Annotated in this window: 17 protein-coding genes; 13 read left to right on the top strand and 4 right to left on the bottom strand. The window is 40.1% G+C overall.

What is annotated here, in order from left to right:
- Positions 1-47 precede the first annotated feature (47 nt).
- The 7 genes from ACGTNH_RS15345 (at position 48) to ACGTNH_RS15315 (ending at position 4,420) form a co-directional block, all read left to right on the top strand.
- A complete protein-coding gene (locus ACGTNH_RS15345; RefSeq protein WP_394587789.1) occupies positions 48-1,439 on the top strand; it encodes an FAD-binding oxidoreductase in 1,392 nt (463 codons plus the stop codon).
- Complete coding sequence (locus ACGTNH_RS15340; RefSeq protein ID WP_394587787.1) at positions 1,436-2,425, top strand: bile acid:sodium symporter family protein; 990 nt, start codon at positions 1,436-1,438, stop codon at positions 2,423-2,425. The genes ACGTNH_RS15345 and ACGTNH_RS15340 overlap by 4 nt, the downstream gene beginning before the upstream one ends.
- Before the next feature lie 37 nt (positions 2,426-2,462).
- Positions 2,463-2,585, top strand: a complete 123-nt coding sequence (locus ACGTNH_RS15335; RefSeq protein ID WP_394587786.1) for a hypothetical protein — start codon at positions 2,463-2,465, stop codon at positions 2,583-2,585.
- A 131-nt stretch (positions 2,586-2,716) separates the two neighbouring features.
- Entirely contained in the window at positions 2,717-2,794 is a 78-nt protein-coding gene (locus tag ACGTNH_RS15330) for a putative holin-like toxin (protein WP_394588500.1), read from the top strand.
- 378 nt (positions 2,795-3,172) lie between these two features.
- The gene (locus ACGTNH_RS15325) at positions 3,173-3,838 is read left to right on the top strand and encodes a Dph6-related ATP pyrophosphatase (RefSeq protein WP_394587785.1); all 666 of its coding nucleotides are present in this window, start codon (positions 3,173-3,175) and stop codon (positions 3,836-3,838) included.
- A 250-nt stretch (positions 3,839-4,088) separates the two neighbouring features.
- Complete coding sequence (locus ACGTNH_RS15320) at positions 4,089-4,217, top strand: YpzI family protein (protein ID WP_394587784.1); 129 nt, start codon at positions 4,089-4,091, stop codon at positions 4,215-4,217.
- Between the two features lie 110 nt (positions 4,218-4,327).
- On the top strand, positions 4,328-4,420 hold the full coding sequence (locus tag ACGTNH_RS15315) for a putative holin-like toxin (RefSeq protein WP_229735233.1): 93 nt from the start codon (positions 4,328-4,330) through the stop codon (positions 4,418-4,420).
- Between the two features lie 3 nt (positions 4,421-4,423).
- Here ACGTNH_RS15315 and ACGTNH_RS15310 read toward each other — a convergent pair whose 3' ends face one another.
- From ACGTNH_RS15310 to ectA, 4 genes are all read right to left on the bottom strand, one after another.
- A complete protein-coding gene (locus tag ACGTNH_RS15310) occupies positions 4,424-4,846 on the bottom strand; it encodes a VOC family protein (RefSeq protein ID WP_394587783.1) in 423 nt (140 codons plus the stop codon).
- A gap of 249 nt (positions 4,847-5,095) precedes the next feature.
- Entirely contained in the window at positions 5,096-5,485 is a 390-nt protein-coding gene (locus ACGTNH_RS15305; RefSeq protein ID WP_394587782.1) for an ectoine synthase, read from the bottom strand.
- Between the two features lie 43 nt (positions 5,486-5,528).
- Positions 5,529-6,809, bottom strand: a complete 1,281-nt coding sequence (gene ectB / locus ACGTNH_RS15300; protein WP_394587781.1) for a diaminobutyrate--2-oxoglutarate transaminase — start codon at positions 6,807-6,809, stop codon at positions 5,529-5,531.
- A 45-nt stretch (positions 6,810-6,854) separates the two neighbouring features.
- Positions 6,855-7,373: a diaminobutyrate acetyltransferase gene (gene ectA, locus ACGTNH_RS15295; RefSeq protein ID WP_394587780.1), complete on the bottom strand. Its 519-nt coding sequence runs from the start codon at positions 7,371-7,373 to the stop codon at positions 6,855-6,857.
- 601 nt (positions 7,374-7,974) lie between these two features.
- Here ectA and ACGTNH_RS15290 point away from each other — a divergent pair.
- From ACGTNH_RS15290 to ACGTNH_RS15265, 6 genes are all read left to right on the top strand, one after another.
- Positions 7,975-9,381 carry a PTS mannitol transporter subunit IIBC gene (locus tag ACGTNH_RS15290; protein WP_394588499.1) on the top strand — a complete coding sequence of 469 codons (1,407 nt, stop codon included), beginning with the start codon at positions 7,975-7,977 and terminating at the stop codon, positions 9,379-9,381.
- Between the two features lie 186 nt (positions 9,382-9,567).
- Positions 9,568-11,661 carry a BglG family transcription antiterminator gene (locus ACGTNH_RS15285; RefSeq protein WP_394587779.1) on the top strand — a complete coding sequence of 698 codons (2,094 nt, stop codon included), beginning with the start codon at positions 9,568-9,570 and terminating at the stop codon, positions 11,659-11,661.
- 16 nt (positions 11,662-11,677) lie between these two features.
- Positions 11,678-12,115, top strand: a complete 438-nt coding sequence (locus ACGTNH_RS15280) for a PTS mannitol transporter subunit IIA (RefSeq protein ID WP_394587778.1) — start codon at positions 11,678-11,680, stop codon at positions 12,113-12,115.
- On the top strand, positions 12,116-13,255 hold the full coding sequence (locus ACGTNH_RS15275) for a mannitol-1-phosphate 5-dehydrogenase (RefSeq protein ID WP_394587777.1): 1,140 nt from the start codon (positions 12,116-12,118) through the stop codon (positions 13,253-13,255). It abuts the gene before it with no gap.
- A gap of 218 nt (positions 13,256-13,473) precedes the next feature.
- The gene (locus tag ACGTNH_RS15270) at positions 13,474-14,184 is read left to right on the top strand and encodes a metallophosphoesterase family protein (RefSeq protein ID WP_394587776.1); all 711 of its coding nucleotides are present in this window, start codon (positions 13,474-13,476) and stop codon (positions 14,182-14,184) included.
- A 36-nt stretch (positions 14,185-14,220) separates the two neighbouring features.
- Positions 14,221-15,030 carry a multinuclear nonheme iron-dependent oxidase gene (locus ACGTNH_RS15265; RefSeq protein ID WP_394587775.1) on the top strand — a complete coding sequence of 270 codons (810 nt, stop codon included), beginning with the start codon at positions 14,221-14,223 and terminating at the stop codon, positions 15,028-15,030.
- Positions 15,031-15,143: the final 113 nt, after the last annotated feature.

Raw genomic sequence — 15,143 nt, 5'->3', positions numbered from 1 at the left:
TTACGTATAATTCTAGTCAATAGTTGATTATAAAAGGAGAATTACATATGAATACAACAGAGAGTTTATACGAAGAACTGCGACAGTCCCTTAAGGACCATCAAATCTCAAATAATGAGACGCTGATTGAACAGCATAGTCATGATGAATCTTATCATCATCCGAGCGCTCCAGACCTCATTGTGTTTCCAGAAAGTACAGCAGATGTGGAAGCGGTCGTGAAAATTGCAAACGCTTACGATAAACCTGTTGTTCCTTACGGGTTAGGGACGAGCTTAGAAGGTCACATCATCCCTTACGATCATGGAATCACGATCGATTTCTCGCAAATGGATCGAGTATTAGAAGTGAGAGAGAATGATTTCCTCGTGAAAGTTCAGCCCGGGGTGACACGTTCTCAATTAAACAAAGAGTTGAAAAAATATGGGCTGTTTTTCTCTGTTGATCCCGGAGCAGACGCAACTTTAGGGGGGATGGCCGCCACCAATGCCAGCGGGACGACCTCGGTTAAGTATGGAGTGATGAGAGATCAAGTACGTGATTTAGAAATTGTACTAGCAGATGGAGAAGTCATTCATACGGGAAACTTGGCACAGAAATCATCTTCAGGTTACAACTTAAACAGCCTTTTCGTGGGATCTGAAGGGACGCTGGGGTGTATTACGGAATTAACGTTACGTGTATATGGAATTCCCGAACACGTTACGGCTGCAAGAGCCTCTTTTCCAACTGTAGATGATGCGGTAGAAGCTGTCGTTTCAATTCTGCAGGCAGGAGTGCCGATTGCAAGAGTAGAGCTGGTCGATGAACCATCTATGAAGCAGGCAAACCTTTTTAGTGAGACCCATTACAAGGAGCAGCCTACATTATTTTTAGAATTTCACGGCAATGAGCCTGGTCTCAAGCATGACGTAGAGTTTACTCAGGAAATTGTTCAAGATCATCAGTGTGAAGAAATCTATTTTGAGGATGACAATGCGGCTAGAAACCAATTATGGGAAGCACGACATAACCTGGCTCATGCTTTTGTGCATGGACATCCTGGGAAAAAACTTATGGTCACAGACGTTTGCGTTCCTATATCTGAGCTTGCTGGAGCCATTAAGCATGCTAGAGAAAAAGTGAATGAGTTAGCTTTAAACGGCGGAATTGTCGGCCATGTAGGTGATGGAAACTATCACATCCTGCTAATGATGGATATGGAAGATCCCGAGGAATTGAACAAATCTGAACAATTAAATGAACAGATCGTCGAATACGCACTAGCACGTGGAGGCACTTGTACAGGAGAACATGGAGTAGGAATAGGCAAAATGAAATATCAAGAAAAAGAACATGGCAGTGCCCTTCATGTAATGGAAAAAATCAAGAGGGCTCTTGATCCGAATGGACGCTTCAACCCTTATAAGCTTGTGCACCAAAGGGAGGAGAACGAATGAGAATATTAGAAGCGATCAGTCAAATGGCAGGTAAGTATTTTGCTTTCTGGGTTATAGGAATTGCAATTATTGCTTATTTTATGCCAGATCCTTTTTTATTCTTAAACAGTTACATTACGCTTCTTCTTGGTGTGGTCATGTTTGGGATGGGTCTTACCCTGAAACTTGTTGACTTTAAATTAGTAGCCAGTAAACCTTTACCTGTCATCATCGGAGTGTTAGCTCAGTTTCTCATCATGCCTTTAGTGGCTTTAGCTATTGCTGTGGCTTTGCGTCTGCCAAATGAACTGGCTGCGGGGCTTGTTTTACTGGGGTCCGTACCCGGGGGTACAGCATCAAATGTCATGGTTTACTTAGCGCGTGGAAACTTAGCTTTATCCATAGCTATGACGTCGCTCTCTACTTTGCTGGCGCCAATTGCTACCCCGCTTATTTTACTGACTTTAGCCGGCCAGTGGCTGCCGGTTGATCCGATAGCTATGTTTCTGTCTATTGTTCAAGTAATTATTATCCCTATTACTCTAGGGGTTTTGATTAGAAGAGTATTTCCTAAAGCGGTTAATAAGAGCAGTACCGTAATCCCGCTCATATCCGTTGTGGCGATCATTGTTATAGTGTCAGCAGTGGTAGCGGCGAACGTAGAAAGCATTGCGACCTCAGGTTTGATCATCTTCTCAGCTGTTATGCTGCATAATTTAATGGGACTGCTCCTTGGATATGTAACAGCTATGCTTATGAAGCTCGATGAGAGTAAAAGGCGTGCGATTTCTATTGAGGTGGGAATGCAAAATTCCGGACTGGGTGTCGCCCTCTCCACAGCCCACTTTGGACCATTAGCTGCGCTGCCAAATGTAATTGCTGCGGTCTGGCATAATATATCCGGACCGATATTAGCTACCATATGGTCAAAGAAACCCGTCGATCTCAAAGAAGACGTACCTGTTAATCCTATCAAACCTCAAGTTCAGAAAGCAGGGAATAAATAAAAAGTGACTGCACTTTCCATGAGGGTGCAGTTTCTTCATGAAACGAGGCAATCTTGTAGAAAGCGAAAAGAAGAAATGTGGAGGAATTTGGAGAAAAGTTAAAGAAAAGCACAAAAAAAGACGGCTGCCCGTCAGTGAATTTCACGTATTTAGTACCTAATAACCGATACTATTTTATCAATTTTCAGAAAAATGGAAATAATTACACATACTATAACGAACGTATGTTATACTCAAATCGCAGGACCTGTATCAGAATGAGTTAAACCTCTATGAAGGGGGTGGTAGCTTGTGACTCCGTTTGAAGCAATAAGCGTAATGCTAAGCTTTGGGATGCTGATAGCGGTACTAGTACACAATAAACAATAAAGAAGATTTCACTCATTCTGAACTTTTCCAAGGTGTTGGGGCACCTTGGTTTTTTTATTTTCATAACAATTATATGCTAATTTCTACATGATATCAAGTAGACGAAGTCCTATATCTGAAATACATTGACTTATCCTGACGTTAAACTAACGGGTTTGGTTGATCAACATTAATATATGAGACCTGTTTTCGGTATAGAACCTGTATAAAAAAATATTTATTTTTTTGAAAAGCCAATGTATGGGGAAATAGTTTTAAACAACTAATATTTGTTGTGATCGGAAGAAGGTATGAAGAAAAAAACGAAACGGATTTTAATAACGTCGGAGGTTCAGCAGGATTGTTAGGGTTATGATAAAAGCTGAAGGAGGGAGAGAGTTGAAAGAATTAATCGTTTCATGGAGCGGCGGGAAAGACAGTGCCTTTGCACTGGAGCAACTGATTCACCATAAAGAATATAAAGTAAAAGGGCTGTTGTCTTCCACTTCGTTGGAAAACGAACGTCTGCCGATTCATGAAGTAACAAGGGAGCTTATTCATACACAAGCAGAGGCACTGGGGTTCCAGTTATATGAAGTGCAGCTTCCTGCTATGAGCAGTAATGAGAAGTATGAACTCGAAATGGCACAGCAGTTTATGGATTTGAAAAGGAATGGGATACATGCCATTGCTTATGCAGACTTATATCTTGAAGATATTAAAGAGTATCGCGATGGGCTTTTACAGCGGTCAGGGATGTGTGGGATTTACCCAATATGGAAAAAAGATACGGCGGCTGTAGCGAACCAGTTTGTGGAAGAAGGTTTCGAGGCAGTTGTGACGACTGTGGATACTGAGAAGCTTTCTGAAGAATATGTAGGAAGGAAATTCACTAAGGAATTTCTAAGCTCGCTTCCCGGTAATGTGGATCCGTGCGGTGAAAACGGCGAATTTCATACTTTTGTCTATAATGGACCCATTTTTAATAAAAAGGTGGAGTTTACAATAGGTGAAACCTTCCGCACATTTGAAGGAAGATTTGTGCATTGTGATTTGAATAAATAGAATGTTGGTATCATACCAAAGCTGGTACCAGGTACACTGCTGTTTGGATTGCGTACCTGGTACCAACATTAGAAGTGCAAAACCTTTAAATACGGATTAATAATATGAAAACAGGAAAAGATACCATCGAAAAATTTAATTTTTAAGCTTTTTTTAGTACCAGGTACGCAGAAGGTACGCAGAAAAAAGAATTAAACTTTTGGTTTTTCATCATACTACGTTTGATATGAAGGAAGGGAGGAACAATTCCATGGGAAAAGATCGTCAGGAGAAGAAATTGAAGAAGTCTAACAAAGTAGAGTCAGATCGAGATCAGAGATTAGATTACCCTGGTGCTGCAAAGATGGAAGGCCCGGAGGAAGCACGCAAACGCCGATAAAATAAAATGCGCGCCATCTGCACTAATGCAGGTGACGCGTATTTTTCTTTTTGCATGTGTATAGGACAAACTTGGGGCAGGAAATGCTAAGCTCTAAGGAGGGATTTCTAATGATGGATACGTTTGAAGCGTTGTCGTTGATGATTAATTTCAGCATGTTAATGATTGTCCTGTTGAAATTCCATGATCGTGATGAGGAGTGAGAGTTAAAACTTCACTTCCTGAAGCTTTTTAATTTGGTTTTTGTGAAAGGGAGAAGACGGTTTTTCACTAACGATGCTTATTGTATTTCCATCAGGATCTTTACTATCAAATTTCGCCATAAACTCAAAGTCTTCAATAGGTGTCACTTCAACTTGATTGGCTTTAAGTTTTCGGTGAGCGGCTTCAATATCGTCCGCTTTTAAGTTAAAGTAAACATTTTTGTGACTATCTTCTATCGTAAATTCTGTGCTAAACTCTGTGTTTTCTACTTTAATTAGAGCTATGGTCATGCTGCCGGAAGGAAAAACATATCCTGCACCTTCATCCCACTCATCTGCTTTAATCAGTCCTAAATGTTCTTCGTACCAACTTTTTGAACGCTCCAAGTCAGTTACGGGTACAAAAACACCATGAATTTGAAACATCGTATCAACTCCTTTTTAACTCTATTCTTCACCAATTTAAAGAATCCTTTAATTTCTTTAAAAAGCATCTCTATACGCTTAGTGATGCTTACATGCGCCAAAAACTGAATAAAGCATAGAATCATCCGAACGATTCTGGAGAAATCCGTTCGGATGATTTTTGGTATAGAGAATTCACCTCCATCGCTCCGTCAAAATGTTTTTTGAGCGTATAAAAACCTCCCTAACATTTAGGGAGGTTTCCGTCATTTATTCATCATCTACGATTGGATAAACGCCATTTTCATCGTGGGTTTCTGTCCCTGTAATTGGTGGATTAAACACACATACCATACGCATATCAGTATTCGCACGAAGAAGGTGTTCATCGTTTTCATCTAATGCGTAGATTTCATTCGCTTTGATCTGCCATACTTTTCCGTCTTTTATGGTTTCTACTTCTCCATCACCTTCGATGCAGTACACAGCTTCCAGGTGGTTTTGATACCAGATGTGAGTTTCAGTACCTGCTTTAATTGTAGTATCATGCACGGAATAACCCATTCCGTCTTTTTTAAGCAATAGACGACGAGAAGTCCAGTTATCACCTTTTACTTCATTTTCAGTTCCTAGTACATCTTCTAATTTTACGACTTTCATGATATGATCCTCCAATTCCTGTTGTATAATTTGTTAGGTTGATTTAAGAAGTAACTAAATCTTTTTCTTTTGCTACTGAGCGAACAGCTTCTTCAATAATTTCAAATCCTTTTTGAAGAGCATCTTCATTAATATTAATTGGCGGGAACAGCTTAAATACTTCATCATCTGCGCCAGCTGTTTCCATGATTAATCCTTGTTCAAACGCAAGCGCTGCTACTTTTTCAGAGAAGCCTTCGACGTTTGATGAGATGCCTTGCATGATTCCGCGTCCTTTACGGTACCCGTTCATTTCTGGATACTTTTTCACTAGACCTTCAAGGAAGTCTGTAATTTTTTCAGCTTTTTCTTGAATGCTTTTCTCAAAGTTAGGATCATCCCAATAGTTGAGAGCTTCAGTTGCTGTTACGAAAGCCATGTTGTTTCCACGGAATGTACCGTTGTGTTCACCTGGTGCCCAAACATCATGTTCAGGCTTAATTAGTGTGATGGCAAACGGCAATCCGTAACCGCCAATCGATTTGGACAGGCAGACAACATCCGGTTTAATGCCAGCGGGTTCGAAGCTGAAGAACGTACCTGTACGTCCTACACCAGCCTGAACATCATCAATGATGAGGAAAATATTCCAGCGCTTACAGATCGAGTCTAGCTTCTTCAACCATTCCGGACTTGCTGTGTTTAGTCCGCCCTCTCCTTGAACTGTTTCAAGAATAACTGCGGCAGGAATTTCTACTCCACTTCCGCCATCTTCGAGATAACGCTCGAGGTAATCTAAAGAATCTGAAGTTTCATCAATATAATTGTCATAAGGCATGGTCACTGTATTGTGCAATGGAATTCCTGCACCTTTACGTTTGAAGGAGTTACCTGTAACCGAAAGGGCTCCAATTGTCATGCCGTGGAATCCATTCGTGAAACTAATAACTTCCGTGCGTCCTGTAACTTTACGGGCAAGCTTTAGAGCACTTTCTACCGTGTTCGTACCTGTAGGTCCAGGAAACATCACTTTATAATCCAAGTCTCGCGGTTTTAAAATGACATCATTCAATTTAGTTAAGAAATCTTTTTTTGCAGTAGAAGCCATATCTAAACTGTGTGTGATTCCGTCATCCGTAATATATTCAATCAGCTTTTTCTTCATGTTTGGATCGTTGTGCCCGTAATTTAAGGCTCCAGCTCCACTGAAGAAATCAAGATATTCTTTTCCATCAATGTCCCACATTTTATGGCCTTGTGCTTTCGTAAAGATTGTAGGAAAGCTGCGGCAGTAAGAGCGTACCTCTGATTCTAGTTGTTCGAATACGGTTAGATCGTTTTTCATTTTCTAAAATCCTCCTTGAATCATTCTTTTGAAAAGTTCTTGGTTCTATTTGGAAAATGGTCCGATTCTGTACGTTAGTTCTTCTTCGTGTTCATCCCCAGGGAATAATTCCTCGGCAAAGCATTCTGAGACTTCACATTTGGTGTCGTGATCTTTAGCTAAGCGTTTGAATAATGCCTGGGAAGCTTTATTAGATGGAGTAACTGTGGCTTCCACGTATCGAACGTCCTGGCAGCTCTTGCGCTCCAGTAGACTATTTAAGAGTCGAGAGGCGACTCCTTTTCCACGCTGCGAAGCATCTGTACCAACTTGCCAGATAAACAGAACGTCTTCCTTTTCTGGTGGAATAAAAGCCGTGATAAATCCGACAACTTGATCATTCTGTTTAGCAACGATGCATGTTTCCGCGAAAAATTCACACATCATTATATATTTATAAGGTGAATTTTGATCGAGGGTTGAGTTGTCAACAAGCTCCCACATTGCGGAGCCGTCCTCAACAGCAGGCTTTTCAAAGGATAACTTATCTTCAGCTTTAGTGATTGTGGCAGTGTTGGGATTCATGAGTAATCACCTGTTTCATTTTCGTTAATTTTAATGACATTGGCCTCCTTTAAAAAATCTCGTGACTTAACGACAGTTGACCAGAACCATCCTGGAAATAAAACTCCCAATTGGAGTTCCGCTGGATGGGATAAATCTGGAATTGTTAACGTTTTTATAATAGGGGGATATGAGAATTTTATCAAACCGGCTTATTCCCCATAAATTGGCTTTAATCGTGATGAATGGGAATGGCACACACTAAGTGGCTACTCCTTCTACTATGCTTATGTATAGTTAAGATTTCAGAAGATTTGAAGAGATTTGGAAATTGAGTGTTTTTTGAAAAGCGGCTAAACCCTATATGTATCAAAGGGTTTGGAAGAATCGCGAGGGGAGCGCATTTTCAGCACATTAAAAGCACATTCAATTCAAATTTTGGCAACAATTAATGTGCCAAACATGCATTTAGATTGTATTGATGGCAACAATGTAACCGTTTTACTATAGAAGTACAACGAAAATAAAAAAATATTTGAGACGAGGAGTGTTTCACGTGACTGAACAAAATAAATCAGGCTTTCGAGCGAAAGTTCAAAAGTTTGGAAGTTTCCTCAGTGGAATGATTATGCCAAACATTGCAGCATTTATAGCGTGGGGGATTATAACAGCGCTGTTTATCCCGGATGGATGGCTGCCAAATGCTGACCTTGCGGAAATGGTTGAACCGATCTTATTTTACTTACTGCCCATTTTAATTGCATTTACCGGGGGCCGATTAATTTACGGACTTCGCGGCGGAGTAGTTGGTGCGATTTCAACGATGGGAGTCATCGTATTCTCTGAAGATGCACCAATGTTCTTAGGTGCTATGATTATGGGACCGATTGGCGGTTACGCCATCAAAAAACTCGACAAGCTGTTTGAAGGACGGATCCGTCAGGGATTTGAAATGCTTGTTAACAACTTCTCCGCAGGAATCCTGGGTACCATTCTTACGATTCTTTCTTACTACGTAATGGGACCGATTATATCAGGACTGACGAGGGCACTTGCCGTCGGGGTTGAATTTTTAGTGAACGCCGGGCTTCTTCCGTTAGTCAACATTTTTATTGAACCGGCTAAAGTTCTTTTCTTAAATAACGCGATTAACCACGGAATTTTAAATCCAATTGGTGCAAGCCAACAGTCTGAACTTGGGAAGTCTATCCTGTTCATGCTTGAATCAAACCCTGGCCCGGGATTTGGTGTGCTGCTTGCTTTTATGATTTTTGGCAAAGGGGTTTCAAAACAAACAGCTCCTGGTGCAGCAGTCATTCAATTCTTTGGCGGAATTCATGAAATTTACTTCCCTTATATTTTATCTAAGCCTGCATTGCTGCTGGCTGTAATTGGCGGTGGTGTTAGTGGTACAGCAACTTTTGCCGCGTTTGGTGTCGGATTAAGTGCTACACCTTCCCCTGGAAGTATTTTTGCCTATATGGCATTAACACCTAGAACGGATTACGTAGGCGTTATTTTAGGTGTGCTAATTGCAACGGTTGTTTCCTTCCTGATCGCTTCATTTATTCTAAAGCTAAGCAAACAGGAGGAAGATGGAGATCTTACGGAAGCTACAGCTAAAATGGAAGGTATGAAGGGCAAAAAAAGTAGTGTAACCAGTGGATTAGCTGGCGAGGAAAAAGGTGAACAAGAGGAAGCAGCTGAACAATTGTCTACAGATGAAGTTCCTGCATTGAATCGTGAAAACGTGGATAAGATTATCTTTGCCTGTGATGCTGGAATGGGATCTAGTGCAATGGGGTCTTCCTTATTAAAAAATAAATTTAAGAAAGCATCAATCGACATTGATGTTACGAACATGGCGATTAACGATCTGCCTTCTGATGTAGACATCGTGATTACTCACAAGGATTTAACGGAACGTGCCATGCAGAAAGTACCGAATGCACACCATATTTCAGTGGAAAACTTCTTGAACAGTCCGAAATATGATGAATTGGTAGCAGAATTGAAGTCGGAACAATAATAGAACTAAAGAGTCTGGACCTGTTCAGGCTCTTTCTTACACTGCCGCAATTAAATTTTGGCAACAACAAGGATGAAGGAAGTTTGTTTTCTTATCATTGTTTTAAAAGGGTTAAAAGACATATGATGAAAGAGAAGAAACACTTAAAAGTTAAATGATGTCACAAAGAGAGGAGGTGGAAGTGAAATGTATATGACAGCGAGAGAGCGGAAGATTTTACAGTTGTTATTAACGGCTCATAGTGAAACCACCGTAAAGGCCATTGCTGATGAATTGGATGTAAGCACCCGTACCGTGCATCGTGATTTAAAAGGTGTAGAAGATCTATTAGCCTCCTATGAACTAAGTCTTGAAAAGAAGTCAGGAAGCGGCCTTGTCCTTCAGGGTGAGGTAAAGCAGAGAGACTTGCTGAAGGTAGAAATTAATCAGCTTTCCACATTAGATTATACGCCTGAAGAGCGGCAAGTCATGGTGCTATCACGTTTACTTGAAGCAAAAGAGCCGATCAAACTGGTTTCATTAGCGAATGAGCTCGGGGTTACAGTAGCAACCATTAGTAACGACCTTGATAAAATTGAAGATGATCTATACGGCTTCCATCTTACTCTAATAAGAAAACGCGGCTATGGAGTGGAAATTCAAGGGGAAGAAGCTAAAATACGTGAAGCTATTGGATTTTTGATTATGCGCCATATGGATGAGTTAGATCTATTAAATATTCTAAGAGAAAATATTGGAAACACTTCTAACTCGACGGTAAACACGGTTTCCGATCAATTACTAGGACTCGTTGATAAAGAAAAGCTTTCAGTCATTGAACGCAGCGTTGAAGGGATCCGCTCTTCTTTAGCTTATGATTTAGCAGATAGTGCTTATTTAGGGCTGGTCATTCACTTGGCTCTTGCCATCGAACGTATCCAAAAAGGTGAGATGATCGAGATGGCTGAAGAGTATCTAGAAGAACTGCGGCAAACGCAAGAGTTCGAGATGGCCAGCAAGCTGATAATAAAGCTCGAAGAAACCTTTGAACTCACCCTTCCTGAAGCAGAAACAGGCTATATTACCATGCATCTAATGGGGGCTAAAGCTCGCTACAATCAAGATTCCTTTTTAGAAGCAACAAGTTTAAGTGTAGCTTTTAAAGCGAAACAATTAATTGAATTTGTTTCGAAAGAAGTCGGTGTTAACTTACATGACTCCCCTTATTTACTAAATGATTTAGTCGTTCACCTAAAACCGAGTGTTTACCGGATTCAGCAGGAAATGGACATTCAAAATCCGTTAAAGAAGCAAATTGAAGAGGACTATGAAGAGTTATTTCAAGTTATAGAAAACGCGGTTCACCATGTATTCCCAGAGTTTCACTTTCCAAAGGAAGAAACGGCTTTTCTTGTGATGCATTTCGCTTCTGCTTTATTAAATGATGAGGAACTGAAGGGTCTTCGAGCTCTTGTTGTTTGTTCAAGCGGTATTGGCACGGCTAAAATTTTAGCTGCTAAATTGAACCAGCAGTTTAAAGAAATCGAGGAAGTTGAACACGAATCACTTTTTGAATTAAAGAACATCGATCTTTCGGTGTATGACCTCGTCGTTTCGACTGTAGGGTTACTTGATTATAAAGATTATATCCATGTGAATCCCATGCTTCCGTCATCCGATATGCATAAAATTGAACACGCCATACGAAGGAAAAAGGTAACCAAGCAAACAAAGCAAGTTAAGAAAGAAACCGTTCAGCAGGATGAAACGATTAAAAACATCCAGAACTCCGTTTTGTCGGTTCAGCGCTATGCCACAGCAGTGCATCAACTATTAGATTCATTAAGTGTGTACCAAGCTTCAGGAAAAGCAGCGGAGAATATATTGCAGCAAGCTTGTGTTACGTTAGAGCAAGAAGAAGTTATCCAAAGTGCAGATGGGGTTCTAGAAGCGTTAAGCGAGCGGGAAAAAGTTGGAGGTCTAGGAATCCCAGGGACTAAACTGGCGTTGTATCATACACGGTCAACAGAAGTGAAGCGGCCTTCTTTTACAGTCCACATTGTAGATCGCACTATTCCTGTTAAAGGGATGGATGGAGAAGAAGCCGGGGTTTCAACAATATTGCTTATGCTGGCTCCGCAAGAAATAAACAAAGAGTCACTTGAAGTGTTAAGCTTTCTTAGCTCTTTAATAGTAGATGATCCAAAAGGAATCGAGACGCTGCAATCTCAAGACGAAGATAAGATCATGCACTATATGTCAAATCAGCTTCACCAGTTTTTTAAAAAAGAATTACTTTAAAAGAGGAGAATGATGTATGTCTGAAAATATTTTAACAACCAATAATATCGAACTTAACGTAGAATTAAGCAGCAAAGAGGAAGCCATTCGTTTTACTGGGAAAATCCTGCAAGACCAAGGATATGTTTCTTCTGACTATATTGATGAAATGTTAAAGCGCGAAGAGTTAACATCTACATTTATGGGAAATCATGTTGCTATACCTCATGGAACAGAAGATGCAAAAAAATCTGTAAAAGAAACAGGGATCTCACTTGTTACTGTACCTGGCGGGGTAGATTTTGGGGACGGGAATATGGTGAAACTTTTGATCGGCATTGCCGGTAAAGGAGACGACCACTTAGAAGTCCTTTCCCAGATCGCTATTGTGTGTTCTGAGGAAGAAAATATTGATAAGATCCTGGCTGCAGAGACGAAAGAGGCCGTACTAGCTATTTTTAATGAGGTGAGCTAAATGAGAGCTATTCATTTCGGAGCCGGCAATATTGGACGAGGTTTTATTGGGATGCTGTTGGATCAATCAGGGTATGAAACGATCTTTGTTGATGTAAATGATGAAGTAATTGAAACGTTAAATCGCGTGAAATCTTACGATGTTATTTTAGCGGGTGCTGACCAAGTGGTGAACGTCAAAAACGTCTCAGGTGTCAACAGTAAGTATGAGGAAGACAGGATTATTAAATTAATCACTGAAGTGGATTTAATTACAACTGCGGTTGGAGCAAATATTCTTCCCATCGTAGCCCCATTAATTTCAAAAGGGCTGCAAAAGCGCATAGAAACGAATAAGACACCAATAAATATAATCGCTTGTGAAAATATGATTGGCGGCAGCTCTTTACTAAAAGAACATGTTTATGAACATTTGCGTCATGAAGAACAAAGGGAATGTGATCGACTAGTTGGTTTCCCTAATGCAGCAGTGGATCGAATTGTACCTGATCAAAACCATGAAAATCCTTTGACCGTTGAAGTAGAACCTTTTTATGAGTGGGTTGTAGAAACAAGAGACATTAAAGGTGAGCAGCCGAATGTAACAGGGATTACTTATGTAGAAGATCTTACCCCTTATATCGAACGGAAGTTATTTACTGTGAATACAGGGCATGCTGCAGCGGCTTATTTAGGAAGCCAGCACGGTCTGCAAACGATAAAAGAAGTGATGGATGACGAATCAGTAGTTGAGAAAGTCCGTGGTACGTTATCCGAAACGGGTGCCGTATTAATAGAAAAATATCAATTCAAACGTGAGGCTCACGAGGCTTATACGAATAAAATCATTGAACGCTTTATGAATCCAAGTATTTCAGATGAAGTTACTCGTGTGGGAAGAGGACCGAAACGTAAGCTGGGTCCTAAGGATCGGCTTATTCGACCAGCTGTAGAATATGTAGATCTGTTTCAAAAAGAACCTGTCTACCTATCAGAAGTCATTGCAGCAGCTCTTAAGTTTAACGATCCAAACGATGAGGAATCACGTGAACTTCAACAGTCCATCAAAGATATAGGGGGAACTCCTACGCTGCTTCGAGTCTCCGAATTACCTGAAACTCATCCCCTTATAAAGCTTGTCGAACAACACTTTAATCATTAAATAAGAAAGCAAGGTATACATAACCAGCGTATGCCTTGCTTTTTTGTTTAAGTTTAATAGGCATCCCTTTCAATATTTGAGTAGAATATCCACTAAAATATAGCGAAGGTAAAAGATTAAGAATCAGCAGGAAAACTGCCTGACTATAAAGAATTGTAGAGTATAGGTAAGTATTTAGAGTTTTAGAATATAAATGAATGCACAAGGTGGAATAAAGCATGACAAGAATTGCAGTAATATCTGATATTCATGGAAATAAAAGCGCATTAGACGCCGTTATGAAAGATATACATCATAGAGGGATCGAGAGAATTTTTTGCCTCGGAGATTTAATTGGTAAAGGGCCTCAGGGATCAGAATGCATACAGGTTGTTCGAGAAAACTGTGAGAAAGTGGTACGTGGCAATTGGGACGTATTTATACAAAATCCAGCTGAAGATGATTTTATTCAATGGTTTCAAGACCGCCTGACGAAAGAAGATTATAATTATTTAGAATCGCTGCCGTTTCATATTGATTTAGAATTAAACGATCAGCTGCTCAGGTTCTTCCATGCTTCCCCGCGAAGCGAATTTGAGAGAATTCTTCCTTTTCATTCTATAGAGAAACGTCTCACTATGTTTGAGAACAGTGAACAAACGGGATTGACTCACCCTCCTGATATTGTATTTTACGGGGATGTCCATACGACTTTTTTACATACGTATGAGTGTGGGATTTTATGTAACACAGGAAGTGTGGGTAATTCGTTAGATTTAACTTCTGCTTCGTATGCCATAATTGATGGCTCATATAACACGAATGCGATTCAATTTATCCGGGTCAATTATGACCGTGAAGCCGAATTGGAATTATCAAAAAAAGCAGGCCTTCCTGCATACGACAAGTATCGGGATGAGCTGCTTTATGCTAAATATAGAAACGCTTAACTCAACTCCATTTGCCATTAGGAAAGGGGAACTAGAATGAAGTTTGCTATTAATTATTCTCCTGAAGCTCAGCAACTAATCGATCAATCAATGATCAATATAGACTTGTTTAAATGTCCAGACTTCGATAAAAGTTTAGTACAGCAAGCTGAGAAAAGCAGACCCTCCTATATCCACTTTGATCTAAATGCAGGTCAAGGTAATTTAAATTCTTTTGATTGGCTCCAAGTGGAAGAGTTCCTTAGCCTGACTTCTACCCCTTTTATAAACTTGCATTTAGTCGCGTACTCTAAAGATTTTCCTTCAATCGAGAGTACCAGCCTTAAGGAAAAAGATATAGAACAAGTGAAAAATCTCGTCATAAAGGACATCCAACAGGTGGTCGACCGATTTGGTGCAGAGCGGGTTATACTTGAAAATGTGGTATACCGTGATAAAAACAGTGATATGTTGAAAGCAATCGTAACACCAGAAATAATTTCTGATATTGTGCATGAAACAAAATGTGGGTTGTTATTAGATATTGCCCATGCGCAGATGACGTGCTATTACTCTGGTGAAAATGTGTATAACTACATCAGCCGCTTCCCTGTTGAACGGTTAAAAGAACTGCATATTACAGGCATTCAAAAGAGAAATGGAAGTTACAAAGATAGTATGCCTATGGTGGAAGCAGACTGGCAGCTGGCTGAATGGGCTTTATTGAACATAAAACAAGGAGCATGGAGCGAACCCTGGATTGCATCTTTTGAATATGGAGGAGTCGGTCCCATTTTCGAGTGGCGCACAGATAAAGAGGTGATGAGGCAGCAGGTACCGAAGTTATACAATTTAGTCGTAAAATAATCTTTAACTCAATGTAATGATATTGTTAAAGTGTGCAATTTTAGTTTTAACTGTAAACTACCGGGTATCTTATCTTTGAATCTATTCATAGGAGGATGCCGTATTAAAAAATG

Origin of the sequence: Halobacillus sp. B23F22_1, assembly GCF_043497005.1 — a bacterium.
In the GTDB taxonomy this organism is placed as follows: Bacteria; Bacillota; Bacilli; order Bacillales; family Halobacillaceae; genus Halobacillus_A.
This window is presented reverse-complemented; position numbering and strand designations above follow the sequence as displayed.

What these genes read in the sequence shown, in the direction of transcription:
- ACGTNH_RS15345 (WP_394587789.1), top strand. Translation starts at nt 48, where the DNA reads ATGAATACAACAGAGAGTTTATACGAAGAACTGCGACAGTCCCTTAAG.
- ACGTNH_RS15340 (WP_394587787.1), top strand. Translation starts at nt 1,436, where the DNA reads ATGAGAATATTAGAAGCGATCAGTCAAATGGCAGGTAAGTATTTTGCT.
- ACGTNH_RS15335 (WP_394587786.1), top strand. Translation starts at nt 2,463, where the DNA reads ATGAAACGAGGCAATCTTGTAGAAAGCGAAAAGAAGAAATGTGGAGGA.
- ACGTNH_RS15320 (WP_394587784.1), top strand. Translation starts at nt 4,089, where the DNA reads ATGGGAAAAGATCGTCAGGAGAAGAAATTGAAGAAGTCTAACAAAGTA.
- ACGTNH_RS15315 (WP_229735233.1), top strand. Translation starts at nt 4,328, where the DNA reads ATGATGGATACGTTTGAAGCGTTGTCGTTGATGATTAATTTCAGCATG.
- ACGTNH_RS15310 (WP_394587783.1), bottom strand. Translation starts at nt 4,846, where the DNA reads ATGTTTCAAATTCATGGTGTTTTTGTACCCGTAACTGACTTGGAGCGT.
- ACGTNH_RS15305 (WP_394587782.1), bottom strand. Translation starts at nt 5,485, where the DNA reads ATGAAAGTCGTAAAATTAGAAGATGTACTAGGAACTGAAAATGAAGTA.
- ectB (WP_394587781.1), bottom strand. Translation starts at nt 6,809, where the DNA reads ATGAAAAACGATCTAACCGTATTCGAACAACTAGAATCAGAGGTACGC.
- ectA (WP_394587780.1), bottom strand. Translation starts at nt 7,373, where the DNA reads ATGAATCCCAACACTGCCACAATCACTAAAGCTGAAGATAAGTTATCC.
- ACGTNH_RS15290 (WP_394588499.1), top strand. Translation starts at nt 7,975, where the DNA reads ATGATTATGCCAAACATTGCAGCATTTATAGCGTGGGGGATTATAACA.
- ACGTNH_RS15285 (WP_394587779.1), top strand. Translation starts at nt 9,568, where the DNA reads ATGTATATGACAGCGAGAGAGCGGAAGATTTTACAGTTGTTATTAACG.
- ACGTNH_RS15280 (WP_394587778.1), top strand. Translation starts at nt 11,678, where the DNA reads ATGTCTGAAAATATTTTAACAACCAATAATATCGAACTTAACGTAGAA.
- ACGTNH_RS15275 (WP_394587777.1), top strand. Translation starts at nt 12,116, where the DNA reads ATGAGAGCTATTCATTTCGGAGCCGGCAATATTGGACGAGGTTTTATT.
- ACGTNH_RS15270 (WP_394587776.1), top strand. Translation starts at nt 13,474, where the DNA reads ATGACAAGAATTGCAGTAATATCTGATATTCATGGAAATAAAAGCGCA.
- ACGTNH_RS15265 (WP_394587775.1), top strand. Translation starts at nt 14,221, where the DNA reads ATGAAGTTTGCTATTAATTATTCTCCTGAAGCTCAGCAACTAATCGAT.